Source organism: Spartinivicinus marinus, assembly GCF_026309355.1.
Taxonomy (GTDB): Bacteria; Pseudomonadota; Gammaproteobacteria; order Pseudomonadales; family Zooshikellaceae; genus Spartinivicinus; species Spartinivicinus marinus.
The window spans coordinates 969,462-989,838 of the sequence record NZ_JAPJZK010000001.1 but is presented as its reverse complement, the minus strand read 5'-3'; the positions used below and the strand labels follow the sequence as shown (position 1 = coordinate 989,838).

The window sequence follows — 20,377 nt, the reverse complement described above, 5'->3', positions numbered from 1 at the left end:
GGGTTCTAAGAGTGCCCTAATAATAAAAATGGGTTTATCTCAGTCAGCATTGCCATGGTCTATTGATGAAGCAATTTACTTTTTTTCTGTTGTTCCCGTTATGGTTCGTTATCACCACTTTTTGCAGTATTCTCCAAGCCGAACAGGGAGAGCAGGCTGGTAATAACCAGCCTCAAGAGACGATAACGGTAGCCTACTCACTAGGCCAAGAACCTTATCAGTTCACAAATGAGCAAGGTCAGGCTGATGGTTTTGTGATTGATTTGTGGCGGCGCTGGGCTGGTCAAGCCAATGTGCAGGTGCGTTTTTTGGGTGCGCCAGCGATAGTGGCTGCGGAAATGGTGGCAAGAGGACATGCAGATATTCATGCTGGTTTACTTACCAAAGATCTAAAGGCAATTAACCTAAAAGGTGTTACGCCAGTAGGAAAAAGTAGTATTTACTTTTTTTATCATCGGAATGTTTTGGGTGTTAAAAGCTTGCAAGACTTGGCAGGCTTTAAAATAGGCATAGTTAGTGGCTCCGACACTGAAGAGGAAATAACAAGTCGATTAAAAGATGCCTCATTAGTTAAGTATCAAAACAATATGGCAATGTTGAAAGCTGCCCAGGCTGGAGAAATTCGAGTCTTTGTAGGCAGTGGACCTACTTTGCGGTTTTTAATGGCCAAGCAGGGGATCTCTCGGGAATATAATTATCAAGCAGAACAGCCTCTGTATCAGCGAACCCTTTATGCTGCTGTAAACCCTGAAAATGAATCAATAGACGCTTTAATTCGAGAAGGCATGCAAGAAATTTCGGCAGCTGATCGTAAAGCAATAGAAAACAAATGGTTGGAACAAACCCAAAGCTACACCAGTGGAGCTTTAATTATTGCTATTGATACTGACTTCCCTCCTTTATCATTTTTAAACTCCAAAGGTCGTCCTGCTGGGCTCTTTGTCGATTTATGGCGGTTGTGGGCTAAAAAAAATGGCAAACAAGTGCGCTTTAAGGCAACCGAGTGGCAGGAAACATTGGAATCAGTACAGGATGGGGAAGTTGATATTCACTCCGGGCTTTCGGAGACTACTGCTCGTAAAGAATGGCTGGAATTTTCGCAACCTTTTTATGAAATGAGCTCGGTGTTGTTTTATGACGCGTCGAGTGAGCCTGTTCGTAATAAAGAGCAACTAGCCGGTAAACGGCTAGGGGTAGTAAGAGGAACATCCCATCAGGTGCATATAGATAAACATTGGTCTGATGCACGAGTGATAACCTTTGAAAACAATGAAAGCCTGATTCGTGCGTTACAGGTGAAACAAATCGATGCGTTTATTGCTGAACGAGTGTCGATTAATATTTTGTTGAATCGGCTGGGGCTAGTGGGTGAAATAAAAGCATCTACCCAGTTTTCTTTCCGAGAAAAATTTCATGCGGGGGTGCTAAAAGGCCGTCGAGACTTATTAAATGACATTAATAAGGGACTAAGCCTGATCACTCATGAAGAGTTTCGAGAAATGGAAGCTCGTTGGTTAGCTGACCCCAAAACTCGTTATTTCAGTGATCAGGCGGTTCCCCTTAAATTAACAGAAGAAGAGAAACAGTGGCTGGCAGATCACCCAGTAATAACTTTTACTGGTGACCCCAAATATCCCCCTATCGAGTTTTTGGATGAAGATGGGAAGTACCAAGGGATAGCGGCAGACTATGTAGCGATAATTGAAAAGCGCTTGGGAATTACCATGAAATATATCCCGTCCGCTAACTGGGAGGCCGCTAGAGATAAATTACGTCGTCGCGAAGTGGATATGCTGAGTGTGATTGCCTGGGATGAAGATCATGCTAAACGCTATGCTTTTACCCAGCCTTACCTTGAAATACCCACTGATATTATTGCTCGTAGCACAGACGACAGTATAAAGAAAATAAAAGACTTATCAGGTAAAAAAGTGGCCACCTTGCCTGACTTTGAAGCTACTGAGTTTATTAAATCTCAATACCCAGATATCGAATTTATTAATGTTCCTGATTTTGCTAGGGGTATTAAACAGGTGTCGTTAGGGCAGTTAGATGCCATGATAGTGAATCGGGCAACCCTTTCCTACTCAATTGATCGAACCAAGATTACTAATTTACGTAATGTGGCTGAAGTGGGTTTTAATTATCGATACCGAATGGCTACCCACAGACACTGGGAAGTGTTTAGTACGATCTTAAATAAAGTATTGAGTAGTATTCCAACCAAAGAAAAAAATGAAATCGAAGGAAAGTGGATCTCTATCCAGCCCCGGGTATGGAAGCCGACGAAAGAATTTATTATCGGGGTGGTTATTACCCTGGCCATTATCTTATTGATCATTTACTGGAACTGGCGTCTATCCAGAGAAATTGATGAGCGTCATAAGGCAGAAAAAGCCTTACGCATGCGAGCACAAATGGACCGGATGATCAGTAATATTACCCGGCAGTTTATGGATCGAGAGCTTGATGAAGCAATTCAGTACACCATCAGGGTGATTGGCGAATTCATGGGAGCTGATCGCAGTTATGTGCTGAATTATGAGTCTGACTATAAAAGTGCTGGCATCACCCATAACTGGCATATTAAATCAATGCCAGATTATACCGAGCAACAGCAGCAAATGTTAACCGAGCATTTTCGGGCTTTGGATAGTCGGCCGCTAAAAGGGGAAGTGTGCCAGTGGTCGCTGGGTAGCTTTGGTGTGCATGAACCATCTTCTGTGCGCCATTATTTAGAATCACTCAATATACGCTCAGTTATTCATGTACCAATGTTACTGTCAGGGCGGGTCGTTGGCTCCATTGCTCAGGTTACAGTCGATCAAGATAAAACCTGGACCAGTGAAGAAGTTGCCCTGTTATGGCGTGCTGGAGAATTAATTGCCATTGGGCGGGCTCGTAAAGATGCTGAAGATGCATTACGTATCAGTGAGGAGCGTTATCAACTGGCAATGGATGCTGCCACAGATGGACTATGGGACTGGAATATTCCTGCAGGCAAAATTTATTTCAGCCCTCGTTTTGCCATCATGTTAGGGTATCAGCCTGATACGATAAAAGGAACAAAAGAAGCCTGGGAAGATTTAATTCACCCTGATGATAAAGCGCAAACAACGGCATTTTTAGATCATATGTTTGCCACTCAAAATGACAGTTTCGAATGTACTTATCGAGTACGTCGACAAGAAGGCAGTTATAGTACAGTACAAACTCGCGGTAAGGTGGTTAAGCGAAATCATAAAAATGAACCCTTGCGTGCAGTGGGTACTCATGTAGATATCACGGAAGAATTAACCCGCCGACAAGAATTATCATTAGCACGCTTTTCTTTGGATAATTCTGCAGATGATGTTCTTTGGGTGCGCCAGGATGGTAGCCATCGTTATGTGAATATGGCCTTATGCCGCTCATTGGGCTATGAGCACGACGAATTACTCAATAAAAAAGTCACGGATATTGACCCGGAATTGAATCAGCGAGCCTGGGAATCTTTGTGGAATGTGTTAACTCGTGGAAAACCCAGAACCTTTGAAACCCTTCGACGACGTAAAGATAATTCTGTTTATCCTGTGGAGGTAACAGCTAATTTTATGGAGTATGACGGCGAAGGTTATGTGTTTATGTCTAGTCGGGATATTACTGATCGTAAGCACGCTGAAGAAGCACTTCGTCAAGCCAAAGAAACAGCTGATCAGGCAAATTTAGCTAAAAGCGAATTTTTAGCCAATATGAGTCATGAAATTCGTACGCCAATGAACGCCATTATTGGTATGAGTCATTTAGCTCTTCAAACAGAGCTTAGTAAAAAACAATACGACTATATTAGTAAAATTAAATCTTCATCCCATGCTTTGCTAGGCATTATTAATGACATTCTAGATTTCTCAAAAATTGAAGCGGGCAAAATGGATATGGAGTCCATCAACTTCGATATAGAGGAAGTCTTTGATAATTTGTCAAGCATGATGGGAGTTAAAGCAGAGGAAAAAAATCTAAAAGTAGTCTATCAAATAGAGCCTGATGTACCTCGTCAATTAATTGGTGATCCGCTACGGCTGGGCCAAGTCTTAATTAATTTAACCCATAATGCGATTAAATTTACCCGTAAAGGCCAAGTGACGGTTAGCGCTAAAGTACGTTCGAAAGGTGATGAAGAAGTCGAACTGGTATTTACTGTTAAGGATACAGGTATTGGAATTAGTGAAGACCATTTAACTCGCTTATTTGACTCATTTTCTCAGGTGGATGGCTCTACTACTCGTAAATTTGGTGGCACAGGATTAGGCTTGGCTATTTGTAAAAAACTGGTGGCCATGATGGGGGGGGATATAAAAGTAGTGAGCGAAGTGGGGCATGGCAGTGAGTTTGTGTTTACCGCTAAACTTGGCATTCATCGTTCAGAAGATCAATTAAAAAGACTCAGTGAAGAGCTGCAAGGGGTTCGCGTACTGATAGTGGATGATAATGAAACATCGCAAACAGTGCTCACTGATATGCTGGAAACATTTAGTCTTAGGCCTGAAGCGGTCAGCTCCGCGACAGAAGCTTATGAGCTAATAAAGCAAGCTAATCACACCCCTGGTGATTGTTTTGAATTGGTGTTAATGGATTGGCGAATGCCCGACACTGATGGTATCGATGCCTCAATTCATATTAAGCAAATGGAAGGGCTATTTAAAATACCTGCAATTGTGATGGTAACGGCCTATGGCCGAGAAGAAATTATGCAGCAGGCACAAGGTGCAGTAGATGGCTTTTTAATTAAACCTGTTAGCCCTTCTGTATTACTAGAAACTGTCTTAAGAACCTGTGATCGCTGGTATCGAGCCAGAGTATTAAAAGGTAGTCAGCAATTAACTCAAATAGCGCCGCAATTAGCCGGGGCTAAAGTGCTGTTAGCAGAAGATAATGAAATTAACCAACAGGTTGCTCAGGAGCTGCTATTAGCGTTGGGCCTAGATGTTGTTATTGTCAATAATGGCCGAGAGGCAGTAGAACGAATTCAGCAGGATAATTTTCAGCTGGTATTTATGGATATTCAAATGCCAGAAATGGATGGTTTTCAGGCAACGGAAAAAATTCGCAGTATGCCACAGTTTGATAAGCTGCCTATTGTGGCAATGACAGCTCATGCAATGCGACGAGATCGAGAAAAATGCTTAGCTGCAGGAATGAATGACCATATTGCAAAGCCATTAAACCCCGATGAATTAAGCGTCATGATTGCCAGGTGGTTAAAAGCGAAACCAATTATCAGTAATAAAAGGGTCAATCAACCACAGTTAGAATGGCCAGAGCAGCTTGCCAGTATTGATTTAACTGCAGGCTTATCCAGGGTTATGCAAAATCAGGTTTTATATTGTAAGTTGCTTCGAGACTTTATTAATCAGCAGCCAGCAAATTTACAGTCGCTGGAGCAGTCACTTACCAGTCAAGACTGGGAACAAGCCCTTTATCAAGCACACACAATGAAGGGGGTTGCTGGTAATATCGGTGCCAATGAATTACAAGACAGTTGCTTGGCATTAGAAAAACTACTTAAAGCAGAGCAGTTTGAACAAGCTGAACAGGCACTTAATCAGCTAGAAGCTTGCTCTCAAATGTTGTCCGAAGAGTTGAGTCAGCTACCAGGCGTGATTATTGATGATACGACAACTGACACCCAAACAACGGTTGAAGCTGAAGTAGCTGGTGAGCACGACAGTAATAATGCCCCCTCTACAGATGAGCTTGGTCAATTGAAAAATATGTTGGCTAGCGGGGATACTGAAGTAATGGCCGTTTGGCAGAAGTTAATGCCCCAGTTAACAAATGCGCTTGACCCTAAACTATTAGGCCAAATTGGAGAAAAAATTGATAACTTTGATTTTGATGAAGCGTTGCACTTGGTAGAAGAGAATATACCTTAAATATAGTGTTGCGAAAGGCTAGTAATACGCTTACCTATAAACCCTGTTGCCAGACGCTAAAAAAAGAGCATATGGCAGCAGGGTAAGCGATAGTGTTAAACCATTAAAAGCAGTTAGGTTAAAAGCAATTAGGTCATTATTGGGCTAGCAGGGCCATAGCGGCTTCCATTTCATCACTCAAGTCTTCCGCTTCGTTCATATCCACATTTGGATCTAAGCCGAGCTTTTCAAAAGCCTTAATTGAACTCCAGTCCATTTCTGTATAAGGATGACCGGTACCGACTAAGCTTTGTAAGTTAGCGACCATCACAATATCTACGTAATCTACCTTAGGGGAGTTTCGATCAAACTTGATATATTCTTCTGGTACTTTGGCAATCATGCTGGGGAAATCCCAAGCTTCTAGAATCTTCGTGCCCAGAGTGGGGTGGGTTTTTTCAATGACATGGGCCAGGGTAATACTATCAGGAATGCTGGAAATACTTTCCACGTAAGTAAGTACGGGTAGTGCACCAATTTTATGCATGAGTCCTGCTAGCATCGCTTGGTCTGGCTGCAACTTAGTATAGTGCCTGCATAATACATTACAGATACCTGCGACTTCAGTGCTTTTAGACCACACATCGCGCATCATTTTATCTACAACATCTGAAGTGGCTTGGAACATTTGTTCCATTGCCAGGCCAGTAGCAAGGTTAGCGCTATAGGTCATACCTAGTCGATTAACCGCCATTTGGATATTGTCGATTTCACGGCTGGTCCGCATTAAGGGGGAATTGACCACTTTGATAATACGGGCAGTAATGGCAGCATCATTGCTAATGACTTTTGCCAGCTCATTAACGCCTGCTTCAGGGTCTTCAGCGGTTTCCCGTACCTTTAATGCGACTTCAGGAAGGGTTGGCAGGCTTAATTCATCGTTTCTAAGTGCGTCTAAAATCTCTTCTTCAATTCGTTCTGACAGGTTAGCCATAAGGGAAGCACCCAAATTAATCAGTCCGGGATTAGAGTATAGTCCGTATAATTGGCGAACAAGATAAATATACCCCTAGCATATTACCAGGGGGGTGTATCTTTTTAGACAGTATAGGGCAAATCCAGCAATGTCACTTTTTCATTTGGTTGTTTGGCAAAATATAAGTCGTCTGTTGCAACTGCTTTATCTTGCAGCACGGCTAGCGCTTGGTATTGGTTATCAGTTATTTTTGCGCTATTAATCAAGTGGCCTACATTTGCCGTATGTGAGTGAGATTGCAGGGGAGTCATGCTAGGAATAGGCTGATCTGTTTGGTATTGAATGCGATACAGGTGATTTTTTTGTTTCCCTAAGTATTGCATACGAGCAACAATTTCTTGACCTGTATAGCACCCTTTTTTAAAGCTTATGCCTCCTGTGACCTGCATATTAAACTGTTGAGGAATAAACTCCAGGCGGGCCTCTTGATTTAGCCAAGCTAAGCCTGCCTGGATATCAAGTAACTGCCATTGGCTGTAGTTGACAGGAACCACTTCAGCGGGAAGGCTTTCCCATAATTGGATTGCAGCTGCTGTGGTTAGCCAAGCCTGATAACAGTGGGGCTGATTTGGTAGCTGATAAACTACCTGGTTATTAGAAGACAGGCTTTGCCCAGTCTCTGTCGGTGCTGGGATTTGCTGGCTATTGAGCAATGAGGGAATATTTGAGCCTGTCAGCCCAATGCTTATATATTGATCAGTTGTGTTAAGCATTTCAGCTTTAAAAAAAGCACAGTATTTTTTAAGTTCTGCAATCATCGGGTCGACTAAATTGCGATCCATAATTAGCCAAAAACGATCAGGCAGGCGAAGTAGGTAAAAGTTGGCAAGCATTCGTCCTTTATTATTGCAACAGGCACCTAATGTTAGGGTATTTTCCGGAAGTGCTTTGACATCACAAGTCAGCTGTCCTTGTAAAAACTGCTCAGCACTTTCTCCGGATACTTGTAAAATTCCCAGTGGCCCAAGGTCGCTAATGATGGATTGCTGCGTTGTGTCTGGTAACGCCTCTTTGTTTTGGAAGCATGTCAGTTGATGGCCATCAAAGGTTGCACCCTGTTTAATTAGAAATGATTGCCATGTGGTGGTCATGTTGAACGTTTAACCCATTGTGAGTGATGATAAAAGAGAGCCTGATTGACATATTACTGAGTTTATCAACATGAATAAATGCGTAATTTGTTAAGGATGCATATAATGCTAAGGGGGTGAAACAGCCCCTTATCTCAAAGTAGTAGAGGCTTGTTATGAAATCACAAACTGAACTGAATCGGTTATTTTGGCATAGTCGGCGCGGTATGCTGGAGTTGGATGTACTATTAGTGCCTTTTTTAAAGGAAGCTTATCCGCAGCTGAGTCCTGAAGATCAAGCCCACTATGAAAAGCTGCTAAGCTGTGAAGATCAAGATATGTTTGGCTGGTTTATGCAAAAGAATCGTCCAGAAGATCCGGATCTGGCTCGGATAGTTAATATTATCTTGGACCGAGTGCAACCTAAGGATTAATGTCAGCTAGTAATAGTCACCAACTTGATTTAAAAGTCGGCCCTTCAAAAGTTTTGTGTATTTATCTTGCCAGCCTATATGCGGGGTTGGGAGTTTTGCTTTGTTGGCTGGCAGATATACATTGGGTGTTTAAGTTGGCTGCGGTTGGCGGCCTGCTAATTTTTGGCTGTTATCAGGTTTTGTTGTATGGTCTGAAAAAGTTACCTAATAGTGTTATTGAACTGAAGCGGTTGAGCCAAACACAGTGGCAGCTATTAACCAGTCAGCAAAAAGCTTATCAGGGAGAGCTAGCAAATGACTGTTTTATCACGGTCCCGTTAACCATTGTAAGGATTAAAAGCAGCCGGCTGTCACAACGCTCCCTGGTGATTACCCCTGACTCTGTTGATAAAGAAGCCTATCGTCAGCTGAGAGTAATCTTAAGTCATGATTTTACCGCTGAGCCAGAAAACCCCTTTCTTTAAAAGCTAACTTTGCAAAAGTCTATTTTGTAGTAGTTTGTTCAGCTTTCTATGGGTTACCGTTAGAAGTTTGCGCCGAGAAAATTCTCAGGAGTTAAAATGGTATCAGTAGCAACAGGTAGTTGCTCTGGGTAGTCAAGGGTATAATGTAACCCACGACTTTCTTTTCGTTGTAAGGCGGACTGAATAATTAAGTCTGCAACGACAGCAAGGTTGCGCAATTCAATTAAGTCATTACTGACTTTGTAGTTGCTGTAAAACTCATAAATCTCTTGTTGTAACAGGTTAATACGGTGTTTGGCGCGTTGTAAGCGCTTATTAGTTCTGACGATACCTACATAGTCCCACATAAACCGTCTTAATTCTTCCCAGTTGTGGGCAATAATAATGTCTTCATCAGAGTCAGTGACCTGGCTTTCATCCCATGCAGGTACAGCGGGTGTTGTCTGGGTATTTGGTAGTTTTTCTAAAATATTTGTCGCTGCAGAGCGGCCATAAACAATGCACTCTAGTAATGAGTTGCTGGCCAGTCGGTTGGCTCCATGCAATCCTGTAAAGCTGGCTTCACCGATAGCGTAAAGGTTGGGGATATCTGTTTGACCATGTTGATCAACTAAAATTCCTCCGCAAGTGTAGTGAGCTGCTGGTACTACAGGAATTGGCTCTTTGGTGATATCAATACCAAAGCTGGCACAGCGTTGTAATATGGTGGGGAAATGTTGCTCGATAAATTTTGCTGGCTTATGACTAATATCTAAAAATACACAATCTAAACCCAGACGCTTCATTTCATGGTCAATACCTCGAGCCACAATATCGCGAGGAGCTAATTCGCCGCGTGGATCGAACTGATCCATAAAACGCTGACCATTCGGTAATAGTAGTTTTCCACCTTCCCCTCTAACGGCTTCAGAAATTAAAAACGACTTGGCATGGGGATGAAATAAGCAGGTGGGGTGAAACTGATTGAATTCCATATTAGCTACCCGGCAGCCTGCCCGCCATGCCATTGCAATACCGTCACCTGAAGCACCATCCTGATTACTGGTATATAGATAAACTTTGCTGGCACCGCCTGTAGCAATGACTGTGAACTTAGTTTGAAATAGTTCCACTTGATCAGTGCTAAGATTCAATACGTAAGCACCTATACAACAGTTGTGAGGATGGCCAAATTTTTGGCTGTTAATCAAGTCAATAGCAACGCGTTGGTCAAATAGGGTGATGTTTGGGTGAGCCTGGGCTTTTTCTATGAGTGTTTCAAAAATTGCTTGGCCTGTGGCATCGGCTGCATGGATAACACGACGATGGCTATGACCACCCTCTTTAGTCAGGTGAAAACCATTATTACTTTTTCTATCTCTGGTAAAAGGTACACCACTATTAATTAGCCATTGGATACTTTCTTGACTATGGCTAACAGTGTATTTAACTGCATCTGCATGGCAAAGACCGGCTCCAGCCTTTTCAGTATCGTTAATATGCGCTTCTATGGTATCGTCACTGTCAATTACAGCTGCAACACCTCCTTGGGCCCAATAAGTTGAGCCTGCAGCCAGGTCGGCTTTGCTTAATACGGCTACACTAGACTGTTCAGCAAGGTGAAGGGCTAACGTTAGGCCTGCTGCACCGCTTCCAATAATGAGGACATCAAAATGATGGGCTGTTTTCATAAAGTGGGAGCTAATCAATGAGCATTTAACAAAAAACGCTAGTATAACTGCATACCCTTTATGGCGGCTAGCATGATTACGACACTAAAACTGTTAATTAAATAACGAGACTACTGTGGCGCTAATCAATCAATTTTGTGAAAAAGCTTGAAGTTCTGAAAGGAACTTAAGGCGATTGAGTGAATCAATTATCCGTCGGGAAATAGAAAGTTGTTTTCTATCAATAGGCTACAACTGTTGTTAGTTTGGCTTAGGTGCAACCAGCTTGATAGCTGAAAAGCGGTTTGACAGACAGATAATACAGATAACTAAGGCATTTTTAGGTAGTTTAAGAAGGCAGTTGAGTAAAGTTAATTGGATAAGTTGGTTTATTAAATCCTGCGGGGCAAGATCAGATGACTTATCCTAAAAAAGCAGAGAACTTTTGTTATTGAGTATGGTCTACACAACAGAACAAAATGTGATGCTTCGGCAACTCCCACGTAGTTTTCAGCTGCAAGTGCAGCCTTTAGCCATTGAGCGGGGGAGGTGACGATGGTAAGTACGCAAGACTCGGATCAGCAATTAGTTGAGCGAGTGCAACAGGGGGATAAGCGTGCTTTTGATATGTTGGTAATGAAATACCAGCACAAAATCCTGGGACTGGTTAGTCGTTATATTCATGATCATCAGGAAGTTCAGGATGTTGCTCAAGAAGCGTTTATCAAAGCTTACCGAGCACTTGATAAATTCAGAGGAGACAGCGCATTTTATACTTGGTTGTATCGAATTGCGATCAATACAGCAAAAAATCACTTAGTATCCAAGGGGCGGCGTCCACCTGATACTGATGTTGATACTGAGGATGCTGAGTACTTTGAAGGACAAAATCCTCTTAAAGATATTGAATCACCAGAAAATCGGCTTTTTCGTGATGAAGTAGAAAAAGTGGTCTATAAGGCAATTGCGGGCTTGCCAGATGACCTAAGAACAGCGGTGACATTACGAGAATTTGATGGCTTAAGTTATGAAGAAATTGCTGAAGTTATGCAGTGTCCCGTCGGGACAGTGCGGTCACGAATTTTTCGTGCAAGGGAAGCAATTGATAAACAAATTAGGCCATTAGTTAACCAAGCTTAATGTTTTAATAATTGGTTTGAGATTATTGAAGTTAAGCTATTTAAAGTTAGGCATGAAAGAGAAAGAAATGCGACAAAAATATAGCTATTCTTGTGAGGTGCCTCATGAATCAAGATGAACGTTTGTGCGAGTCATTGTCCGCATTCATCGATGGTGAGGCCAGTGAGTTAGAAACACACCGACTGCTTAAACAGTCGCAAGAAAATGATGAGGTTAGGCAAACATCATTTCGGTACCACCTGATTGGTGAGGCCATGCGACATGAAACACATCAGTTTTCCTCCATTGATATTTCCTCTGCGGTGAGTGCTGCCATAAAGGAGGAGCCAGCGTTACAAGCTAGCTCTGAGAGTGGAGCTGAAAAAACTATGGTGGGACGTTGGTTGCAACCTTTAGCCAGTGTTGCCGTTGCTGCATCTGTTGCCTTTGCTGTAGTAGTAGGCGTACAGGTATTCCAGACTGAGCAAATAGAGCAGCCAGGACAACAACTTGCTGTCACTGATCAAGAGCGAGCAGCGGAAACTAATGCAAAATACACAGCACCTGCTTTTAATACTGGGCCACAGTTAGCATCATCGCCACAAGCGGTAACGCCTGTCTCGGTTGTTCAGCAGTCTGCTGTGAATTCTCCTCGGCTATTTCCTCAGCAAACAATTGACCAAGCAACGCAAACTCGCATTCAGTCTTATTTGATGCAGCATGCTGAGCACTCAACGCTTACTAATGGTCAAGGTATTTTACCATTTGCCCGAGTAGATAAATTTGAGACTCAGTAGTATGAAAAAGCGGTATTGGAGTCGAGCTACCTCGTGGCTAGCTTTTTCATTATTGATTGGATCAAGTGGCAATATTTTAGCGGAAACAGGCCTGTCAGCTGCACAATGGTTGACAGGAATGACTAAAGCATTTCGTGAATTAAATTATGAAGGGCAGTTTATTTATCAGCACAGCCAAGGCTTGAACAGTATTGCTATTACTCATTCTGTAACCGATGGTCAAGAAAGAGAGCGGCTGGTGTTTTTGGATGGACCCAAACGAGAAGTTGTGCGAGATGGTAATAAGGTAGTTTGTATCAATGCTGATAATGAAGTGATTCGCTTTGAGCGTGGTGACTCTCCATTAGCATTTGGGAGGATTCTTAGTGAGAATCCAAATAAACTAGCCGAACATTACAGTTTAAAAGTAGCAGGTAAAGGTCGGGTAGCCGGTCGAGAGGCAGTTGTCGTTTTGGTTCAGCCCAAGGATGAGTTTCGCTATGGCTATGAAATATGGTTAGACGAGGCCTCATCTTTACTGTTAAAGCTGGTCTTACTTAACCGAAAAGGGGAAATGCTAGAGCGACTTCAGTTTACTTCCCTTGAAATTGGGCATGAAATCCCTGAAACCAAACTGGTTACCTCTTTAAAGGGGTCTATTAAGTCAGAAAAAGTTATCGTATCCAAAGCTTTCAATAAAGCTAATGGCAAGCCAGGTGACAGTGAAAATTGGTATGTTAATTGGGTTCCTCCTGGGTTTGAGTTATTTCGTCGTAATCAACAGCACAGCCCTGTGACCAAAAAAGCAGTTGAGTCATTGATGTATACTGATGGTCTTGCAGGCTTCTCTATTTTTGTTGAGGCAAAACCTACGAATGCTGTATCAGTCATTAAACGAGAAGGTGCGATTACTGCGTTTACTAAAGTATTGTCATTTGAACAAGGTGAGTTTTTAATTACAGTAGTGGGTGAACTTCCTTTGGTGGCAGCTGAACGTATTGCAATGTCAGTAAAGTTGCAGAAAGGAAGAGCTGTTTCTATAAGCCAATAGCCGTCTAAAGTTTAATAATGGGTTACATAATTAACTATCGTGGCGATTGGACTATCATAATAGGTTTAAATACAGTTGGTTTAGTTATTAATGGTTGAAGAGCACGGAATTGTAACAGCTATTGATAAAAGTGGTGGTGTTTGGGTTGAAACTCAACAGCAATCAGTATGTGGCCAATGTGCTGCAAATAAAGGTTGTGGCCATAAGCTGTTAAATAAACTGCCGTCTAGACAAGTTGTTTCTGCTTCCTCTATTAAGGTGAGAAGCGATTATTCTCTGCAAGTGGGCGATGCAGTTGTTATTGGAATTCCTGAAAATACCTTAGTTAAGGGTTCATTGTTAGTTTATTTATTACCTTTGGTATTTATGTTGTTTACCTGCTGGCTACTGAAGTGGCAAGGCTATCAAGAGCAGGTCACTATCCTATTTGGTTTTGTCAGTTTGTTTCTGAGTTTTTATTTGTTACGAAAAATTATTAATAAAACATCTTTTCAACAATCACTGGAGCCGTCAGTGCTAAAGGTTTTGGTGCCTATTCAAGACACTGAAAGCCCATTAGTGACTTCCTTATAAAGCTAACACTTTAAGACATTAGGTTAATAACAAACTCTTAGCGAAGGGATTAAATTTTTTATGAAAGTGAGATCTTGGCTTAAACAATCAACAGCAATCTTTGCACTGTTTATAACGGTTCAACTAACCGCTTACGCAAAGTCTTTACCTGAGTTTACGGAGTTAGTAGAAGAGGCTTCGCCTGCGGTAGTTAATATTAGTACGCTGCAGCTGCCGAAACAGAACCGAATGAATCGCTACTATTTTCCTGATGATGAAATACCTGATATTTTTCAAGAGTTTTTTGGTCGACCTCATCCTCAGCGACCCGCTCCAGGTGGAAAGCCAAGGCCACAGTCGTTGGGGTCTGGATTTATTATCTCAGAAGATGGTTATATTTTAACGAATAATCACGTGGTCAAAGGCGCTGATCAAATTATTGTTCGGCTGAGTGATCGCAGAGAATTAGAAGCCAAGCTGATCGGAGCAGATAAACGCTCTGATTTGGCCCTGCTTAAAATTAAGGCTAAAAACTTACCAACCGTTGAGCTGGGTACAACCGATAATTTAAAGCCAGGGCAATGGGTGATTGCTATCGGTTCACCTTTTGGGTTTGACTACTCAGTAACCGCAGGGATTATCAGTGCAATTAATCGTAGCTTGCCAAGTGAAAACTATGTGCCTTTTATTCAAACAGACGTTGCTATTAACCCAGGTAATTCAGGTGGGCCTTTATTTGACATGGATGGCAAAGTAATTGGCGTGAATTCGCAGATATTCACTCGTTCTGGTGGATTTATGGGGCTTTCATTTGCCATTCCCATTGATGTTGTAATGAATGTGGTTTCTCAGCTAAAAGATAAAGGCTATGTAAGTCGTGGCTGGCTGGGTGTTTATATTCAGGATGTAAATAAGGATTTGGCCGAGTCATTTGGTTTAGATAAGCCCCATGGCGCTCTTGTTGCTGAAGTTTTACCAGAAGGTCCTGCTGATGAGGCTGGGTTTAAACCAGGGGATATTATTACCCAGTTTGCTGAAAGAGAAATTGATGTGTCAGCTGACTTACCTCATGCGGTAGGGCAAACACCGGTAGGTAAAAAAGTGCCTGTTGAAGTGGTTCGCCAGGGTAATGAGATTACTTTAGATGTGACTATCGGAGAGCTACCCGATGAAAAAGGGAAAGCTCATACTCCAGTACCAGCTAAATCTGGCAACCGGCTAGGCTTGCAGGTGGAAGACCTGACTGATGAGCAAAAGCGCAAGTATGAAGTAAGTAATGGTGTCATTGTTACTGGCGTATTAGTTGGACCTGCTAGCTCAGTGGGCATCCGTCGGGGTGATATCATTACTGATCTCCACAATCAGCCAGTAAATTCAGTACGTGACTTTAAACAAATAATGGCTAAGCTGCCTACTAATCGCTCAGTCTCAATGCGGCTGGTAAGAAATGCTCGGCCAGGCTATATCACTTTTAAATTAACAGAGTAGGTATTAGCTAATTATGTCAGGGCAAAATCTATTGCCCTGACAGACTATATCTCTTGCTGTTACATGACAGCCCTGCCACTAATGGGCTAAACTACCCGCCAAATTAACCGCTGAGCAATCGGCTTTGTCTGTTATAACTACTTAGTAATGCAGCCTTTTCCAGGATGCATCATTAGCATTATGTGTAGAATACATCGTGAGTGATTTAAGTCATATTCGTAATTTTTCTATTATCGCCCATATCGACCATGGGAAATCTACCATAGCTGATCGCTTTATCCAGCTTTGTGGTGGACTTACTGAGCGAGAAATGGCTGAGCAAGTGCTCGACTCAATGGATTTAGAGCGTGAGCGAGGCATTACCATTAAGGCGCAAAGTGTCACATTGCCTTATCAGTCAAAAGATGGCAAAGCCTATCAGTTAAACTTTATTGATACGCCAGGTCATGTTGACTTCTCTTATGAGGTTTCCCGGTCGCTTTCAGCTTGTGAAGGTGCATTGTTAGTGGTGGATGCAGCGCAAGGGGTAGAGGCTCAATCAGTAGCTAACTGTTATACCGCTATTGAGCAAGGGCTTGAGGTAGTACCAGTACTCAATAAGATGGATCTACCGCAAGCTGAGCCAGAGCGAGTAGCCCAGGAAATAGAAGACATTATTGGTATTGATGCTACTGATGCAGTACGTTGTAGTGCAAAAAGTGGTTTGGGTATTGAAGATGTATTGGAGCGATTGGTAGAACTGGTTCCTGCACCTGAAGGTGATATTGATGCACCGCTGCAAGCACTGATCATTGACTCATGGTTTGACAATTACTTAGGCATTGTTTCATTAGTTCGGGTGAAACAGGGACAGCTGAAAAAAGGCGATAAAATGCTGGTCAAGTCTACAGGAGCCAGTCATGTCGTTGATGATATAGGGATTTTTACTCCAAAACGAACAACTACGGGTGTGCTAAAAGCGGGTGAAGTAGGCTATGTTGTCGCTGGTATTAAAGACATTCATGGTGCACCTGTAGGAGATACCCTCGCCTTAATAAAAACCCCAGAAGTGGCCCCCTTACCTGGATTCCAAAAGGTAAAACCACAAGTATATGCTGGTCTGTTTCCTGTTGTATCGGATGATTATGAGTCATTTAGAGATGCACTGGCTAAATTAACACTGAATGATGCCTCATTATTTTATGAGCCAGAAACGTCCGATGCGTTGGGCTTTGGCTTCCGCTGTGGGTTTCTGGGTATGCTGCATATGGAAATTATCCAGGAGCGGCTTGAGCGAGAATATGATCTAGACCTGATTACCACTGCACCCACGGTTATCTATGAGCTGGAAATGAAAGATAGCTCTATTGTGATGGTGGATAACCCTTCTAAATTGCCTGACCCTTCCAGTGTTCAGGAAATGCGTGAGCCAATTGTGATAGCCAATATTTTGGTGCCACAAGACTATTTAGGTAACGTCATTAGTCTGTGTGTTGAAAAGCGCGGGGTGCAAAAAGATATGCAGTTTGTGGGTGGACAAGTGTCGTTATCCTATGAGCTGCCCATGAGTGAGGTCGTGTTAGACTTTTTTGATCGATTAAAGTCAGTGAGCCGAGGATTTGCCTCATTAGACTATACTTTCGATCGTTTTGAAGCATCTGATTTGGTTAAGCTGGATATTTTAATCAATGGTGAGAAAGTAGATGCTTTGGCTTTGATTGTTCATAAAGAGCATTCAATGCGTCGGGGGCGTGATTTATGTGAAAAAATGAAAGAAATTATTCCTCGGCAAATGTTTGATGTTGCTATCCAGGCGGCTATTGGTGGACACATTATTGCTCGGCAAACGGTTAAAGCATTGCGTAAAAATGTGACAGCTAAATGTTATGGTGGTGACGTTAGTCGTAAACGAAAACTGCTTGAAAAGCAAAAAGCAGGTAAAAAGCGGATGAAACAAGTAGGAAAGGTAGAAATCCCCCAAGATGCCTTTCTAGCGGTGTTAAAAGTTGATAAGTAGGATTATATGGATATCAATTTCCCTCTGATATTAGTGTTACTGGTATTTGGCACAGGTCTTATATACCTGGTGGATGTGTTAGTGCTGCTACCAAAAAGAAAATTAGCAGTAGAGCAATACCGCACAACCGTAACGACTGAAGACCATGAGGTTGTGGCTGGTTTGCAGAAAGAGCCTGTGGGTATTGAAACAGCTAAATCAGTATTTCCTGTGTTATTTATTGTGCTGGTATTACGCTCATTTTTATATGAACCGTTTCAAATACCATCAGGCTCAATGAAACCAACACTTGATATTGGCGACTTTATTTTAGTCAATAAATTTGCCTATGGCATCAGGCTACCCGTTATTGGAACTAAAGTGATTGATGTTGGTGATCCGCAACGGGGTGATGTGATGGTATTTATCAAGCCAGGAGACGACATTAACTTTATTAAGCGGGTAATTGGTTTACCTGGTGATACCATCAAATATGACGATAAAAAGCTCTATATCAATGGCAATCTGGTAGAGGAGTCATTTATTACCAAACGAACTGATGTTGGCACAGGTCCGTATAAAGTATTTGAAGAAACAATTGATGACAATAAGCACACTATTCGCAAAATCCTGGGGGCTGCTTCAAGAAAGGATGGGGAAGGTGAGTGGGTAGTGCCAGAAGGACACTATTTTGTCATGGGTGATAATCGTGACAATAGCAATGATAGTCGTTTTTGGAAGTTTGTTCCGGATGAGAACATAGTGGGTAAAGCGGTGGCTATTTGGATGCACTGGCCAAAATGGACGCAATTACCTAGCTTTAAGAATAATGGAGCTATTAACTAGTTTGGTAAGTGGCTAATAATTAATAAGAAACTAAGGGGCTATTGGGTATGAAACTTAAAAAATCGCAGCTGGGCTTAACTGCATTTGGTTGGTTTTTAGCATTATGTGTAGGTGGTTTTGTTGTTGTCACAGTAATGAAGCTAGCGCCCATTTATATTGATAATTATGCAATTCAAAATATATTTGACTCACTGGATGATCGTCCTGATATTGCTAAAGCAAGTCCCAGAAAAGTGCGAGATTATATTTCAAAAGGCTTTACCACTAATATGATTCGTGATGTGCACATTAAAGATGTGGTTGTTAAAAAAGAGGGTGGTTTTCTTACCGCTAGCCTTAAATATGAAAAGCGAGAGCACTTAGTCAAAAATATCGACTTAGTTTTAACATTTGAAAATAGTTGGAAAATCAAAGCCGAGTGAAAAAAGTAAACCAATCACTATTTCGAAAGCTAGGTTATAGCTTTGAGGATGAAAGTCTACTCCTGTTGGCACTTACCCACAGGAGCTATGCAGGTGGGAATAATGAACGTCTAGAGTTTTTAGGTGACTCAATAGTTAACTTTATTATTGCTGAGGCACTTTATCAGCAGTTTCCTCAGGCCAAAGAAGGTCAGCTAAGTAGACTACGTGCAAAGTTAGTACGGGGTGCCACTCTAGCTAAAATAGCTAAAGAATTTGGTTTAGGTGATTATTTGCGGTTAGGGTCTGGAGAGCTTAAAAGCGGTGGTTTTCGCCGTGAGTCTATTTTAGCTGATGCACTAGAGGCACTGATTGGCGCTATTTATCTTGATAGTGGGTTGGATACTTGTCGTGAGCGGGTTTTAGCCTGGTTTGCTCCTCGTTTAGAAAAGCTTTCATTAGAAGATACTCAAAAAGACCCAAAAACGCGCTTGCAAGAATATCTGCAAGCAAAGCAGTTGGCGCTACCAGTATATGAGGTGGTCGATATTAAAGGTGATGCTCATGACCAGACGTTTACGATTGAATGTGTGGTTGCAGGTTTAGCTGGGAAGACCAAGGGTATTGGCTCCAGTCGTCGAGGAGCAGAGCAAGAAGCTGCACGTCATGCATTGCAACAACTAGGAGTAGATGGTAGTGGTCACTAATTCAAACTCAGCCTCAGATCAAGAGTTGCACTGTGGTTTTGTTGCAATTGTAGGGAGACCTAATGTTGGTAAGTCTACTTTACTTAACCAAATACTAGGACAAAAGCTTAGCATTACCTCTAAAAAACCACAGACTACTCGACATCAAATTCTAGGTATTAAAACAGAGGCAACTACTCAGGCGGTTTATGTTGATACCCCAGGACTGCACCTTGCAAATAAAAAAGCGTTAAATCGATATATGAATAAAGCGGCTATCACGGCTTTACAAGGTGTGGATGTGGTAGTGTTTGTGGTTGATCGAACTGCTTGGACGGATGAAGACCAGCTGGTATTGGATAAGGTGTGTAATCTTCGTTGTCCAGTGATTTTAGCTGTGAATAAGGTTGATCAGCTGAAAGATAAGTCAGCGCTTTTACCCCATATTTCTCTACTAAGTGAAAAAATGACTTTTGCTGATATTGTTCCTATTTCCGCAGAAACTGGACTCAATGTTGATCGCTTAGAGTTGCTAGTGGGTGACTATTTGCCTAAAAGCCATCATTTTTATGATGAAGACCAAATAACTGATCGTAGTTCACGATTTTTAGCAGCGGAGATTGTTAGAGAAAAGGTTATGCGACAGTTAGGGGATGAAATTCCCTATCAGATCACTGTAGAAATAGAGCAATTTCAAGTTGAACCCAAGTTAATAACGGTTAGTGCCTTAATACTGGTAGAAAAAGCAGGCCAAAAAGCCATTGTGATAGGCAAAAAAGGTGAGCAGATCAAAGTGATTGGCCGTGATGCTCGAATAGATATGGAAAAACTGTTCGATAATAAAGTGATGTTGAATTTGTGGGTAAAAGTGAAAAGTGGCTGGTCTGATGACGAGCGTGCGCTGAATAGTTTGGGTTATACAACAGATTAAAGCCTGCT

16 protein-coding genes are annotated in these 20,377 nt (G+C 42.0%); 13 read left to right on the top strand and 3 right to left on the bottom strand.

Going from position 1 to position 20,377, the window contains the following annotated elements; all coding sequences use genetic code 11:
* Positions 1-65: 65 nt before the first annotated feature.
* The gene (locus OQE68_RS04690; protein WP_180567296.1) at positions 66-5,912 is read left to right on the top strand and encodes a transporter substrate-binding domain-containing protein; all 5,847 of its coding nucleotides are present in this window, start codon (positions 66-68) and stop codon (positions 5,910-5,912) included.
* Between the two features lie 136 nt (positions 5,913-6,048).
* Here the strand turns inward: OQE68_RS04690 and OQE68_RS04685 are convergent, their stop codons facing one another.
* The gene (locus OQE68_RS04685) at positions 6,049-6,885 is read right to left on the bottom strand and encodes an HDOD domain-containing protein (protein WP_180567297.1); all 837 of its coding nucleotides are present in this window, start codon (positions 6,883-6,885) and stop codon (positions 6,049-6,051) included.
* Between the two features lie 104 nt (positions 6,886-6,989).
* Positions 6,990-8,018, bottom strand: a complete 1,029-nt coding sequence (gene ygfZ, locus OQE68_RS04680) for a CAF17-like 4Fe-4S cluster assembly/insertion protein YgfZ (RefSeq protein ID WP_180567298.1) — start codon at positions 8,016-8,018, stop codon at positions 6,990-6,992.
* A 155-nt stretch (positions 8,019-8,173) separates the two neighbouring features.
* Between ygfZ and OQE68_RS04675 the strand changes: the two genes are divergently transcribed.
* Positions 8,174-8,431 (top strand): FAD assembly factor SdhE, encoded by a 258-nt coding sequence (locus tag OQE68_RS04675; RefSeq protein WP_180567299.1) that lies wholly within the window; start codon positions 8,174-8,176, stop codon positions 8,429-8,431.
* The gene (locus tag OQE68_RS04670; protein ID WP_180567300.1) at positions 8,431-8,895 is read left to right on the top strand and encodes a protein YgfX; all 465 of its coding nucleotides are present in this window, start codon (positions 8,431-8,433) and stop codon (positions 8,893-8,895) included. Before OQE68_RS04675 ends, OQE68_RS04670 begins: the two co-directional genes overlap by 1 nt.
* A gap of 59 nt (positions 8,896-8,954) precedes the next feature.
* Here OQE68_RS04670 and nadB read toward each other — a convergent pair whose 3' ends face one another.
* A complete protein-coding gene (gene nadB, locus OQE68_RS04665; protein WP_180567301.1) occupies positions 8,955-10,565 on the bottom strand; it encodes an L-aspartate oxidase in 1,611 nt (536 codons plus the stop codon).
* Between the two features lie 534 nt (positions 10,566-11,099).
* Here nadB and rpoE point away from each other — a divergent pair.
* The 10 genes from rpoE to era all read left to right on the top strand — a co-directional run bounded on the left by rpoE (position 11,100) and on the right by era (position 20,369).
* On the top strand, positions 11,100-11,684 hold the full coding sequence (gene rpoE / locus OQE68_RS04660) for an RNA polymerase sigma factor RpoE (RefSeq protein ID WP_180567302.1): 585 nt from the start codon (positions 11,100-11,102) through the stop codon (positions 11,682-11,684).
* 104 nt (positions 11,685-11,788) lie between these two features.
* Positions 11,789-12,460 (top strand): sigma-E factor negative regulatory protein, encoded by a 672-nt coding sequence (locus OQE68_RS04655; RefSeq protein ID WP_180567303.1) that lies wholly within the window; start codon positions 11,789-11,791, stop codon positions 12,458-12,460.
* Between the two features lies 1 nt (position 12,461).
* The gene (locus tag OQE68_RS04650; RefSeq protein WP_180567304.1) at positions 12,462-13,490 is read left to right on the top strand and encodes a MucB/RseB C-terminal domain-containing protein; all 1,029 of its coding nucleotides are present in this window, start codon (positions 12,462-12,464) and stop codon (positions 13,488-13,490) included.
* A 90-nt stretch (positions 13,491-13,580) separates the two neighbouring features.
* Positions 13,581-14,063, top strand: coding sequence for a SoxR reducing system RseC family protein (locus OQE68_RS04645; protein ID WP_180567305.1), 483 nt, complete (start codon positions 13,581-13,583; stop codon positions 14,061-14,063).
* Between the two features lie 60 nt (positions 14,064-14,123).
* On the top strand, positions 14,124-15,530 hold the full coding sequence (locus tag OQE68_RS04640) for a DegQ family serine endoprotease (RefSeq protein WP_180567306.1): 1,407 nt from the start codon (positions 14,124-14,126) through the stop codon (positions 15,528-15,530).
* A 196-nt stretch (positions 15,531-15,726) separates the two neighbouring features.
* Complete coding sequence (gene lepA / locus OQE68_RS04635) at positions 15,727-17,526, top strand: translation elongation factor 4 (RefSeq protein ID WP_180567307.1); 1,800 nt, start codon at positions 15,727-15,729, stop codon at positions 17,524-17,526.
* Between the two features lie 6 nt (positions 17,527-17,532).
* The gene (gene lepB, locus OQE68_RS04630) at positions 17,533-18,351 is read left to right on the top strand and encodes a signal peptidase I (protein ID WP_180567308.1); all 819 of its coding nucleotides are present in this window, start codon (positions 17,533-17,535) and stop codon (positions 18,349-18,351) included.
* Positions 18,352-18,398: 47 nt separating this feature from the next.
* The gene (locus OQE68_RS04625) at positions 18,399-18,773 is read left to right on the top strand and encodes a DUF4845 domain-containing protein (RefSeq protein WP_180567309.1); all 375 of its coding nucleotides are present in this window, start codon (positions 18,399-18,401) and stop codon (positions 18,771-18,773) included.
* Positions 18,770-19,459: a ribonuclease III gene (gene rnc, locus OQE68_RS04620; RefSeq protein ID WP_180567310.1), complete on the top strand. Its 690-nt coding sequence runs from the start codon at positions 18,770-18,772 to the stop codon at positions 19,457-19,459. The genes OQE68_RS04625 and rnc overlap by 4 nt, the downstream gene beginning before the upstream one ends.
* Positions 19,449-20,369 (top strand): GTPase Era, encoded by a 921-nt coding sequence (era, locus tag OQE68_RS04615; RefSeq protein WP_266195525.1) that lies wholly within the window; start codon positions 19,449-19,451, stop codon positions 20,367-20,369. Before rnc ends, era begins: the two co-directional genes overlap by 11 nt.
* Positions 20,370-20,377: the final 8 nt, after the last annotated feature.

Excerpts from the sequence above, each read along its gene's own strand:
- lepB (WP_180567308.1), top strand. The coding sequence starts at position 17,533 with ATGGATATCAATTTCCCTCTGATATTAGTGTTACTGGTATTTGGCACA.
- OQE68_RS04655 (WP_180567303.1), top strand. The coding sequence starts at position 11,789 with ATGAATCAAGATGAACGTTTGTGCGAGTCATTGTCCGCATTCATCGAT.
- OQE68_RS04685 (WP_180567297.1), bottom strand. The coding sequence starts at position 6,885 with ATGGCTAACCTGTCAGAACGAATTGAAGAAGAGATTTTAGACGCACTT.
- OQE68_RS04640 (WP_180567306.1), top strand. The coding sequence starts at position 14,124 with ATGAAAGTGAGATCTTGGCTTAAACAATCAACAGCAATCTTTGCACTG.
- nadB (WP_180567301.1), bottom strand. The coding sequence starts at position 10,565 with ATGAAAACAGCCCATCATTTTGATGTCCTCATTATTGGAAGCGGTGCA.
- OQE68_RS04645 (WP_180567305.1), top strand. The coding sequence starts at position 13,581 with ATGGTTGAAGAGCACGGAATTGTAACAGCTATTGATAAAAGTGGTGGT.
- rpoE (WP_180567302.1), top strand. The coding sequence starts at position 11,100 with ATGGTAAGTACGCAAGACTCGGATCAGCAATTAGTTGAGCGAGTGCAA.
- OQE68_RS04650 (WP_180567304.1), top strand. The coding sequence starts at position 12,462 with ATGAAAAAGCGGTATTGGAGTCGAGCTACCTCGTGGCTAGCTTTTTCA.
- OQE68_RS04690 (WP_180567296.1), top strand. The coding sequence starts at position 66 with ATGAAGCAATTTACTTTTTTTCTGTTGTTCCCGTTATGGTTCGTTATC.
- OQE68_RS04675 (WP_180567299.1), top strand. The coding sequence starts at position 8,174 with ATGAAATCACAAACTGAACTGAATCGGTTATTTTGGCATAGTCGGCGC.
- OQE68_RS04670 (WP_180567300.1), top strand. The coding sequence starts at position 8,431 with ATGTCAGCTAGTAATAGTCACCAACTTGATTTAAAAGTCGGCCCTTCA.
- ygfZ (WP_180567298.1), bottom strand. The coding sequence starts at position 8,018 with ATGACCACCACATGGCAATCATTTCTAATTAAACAGGGTGCAACCTTT.
- OQE68_RS04625 (WP_180567309.1), top strand. The coding sequence starts at position 18,399 with ATGAAACTTAAAAAATCGCAGCTGGGCTTAACTGCATTTGGTTGGTTT.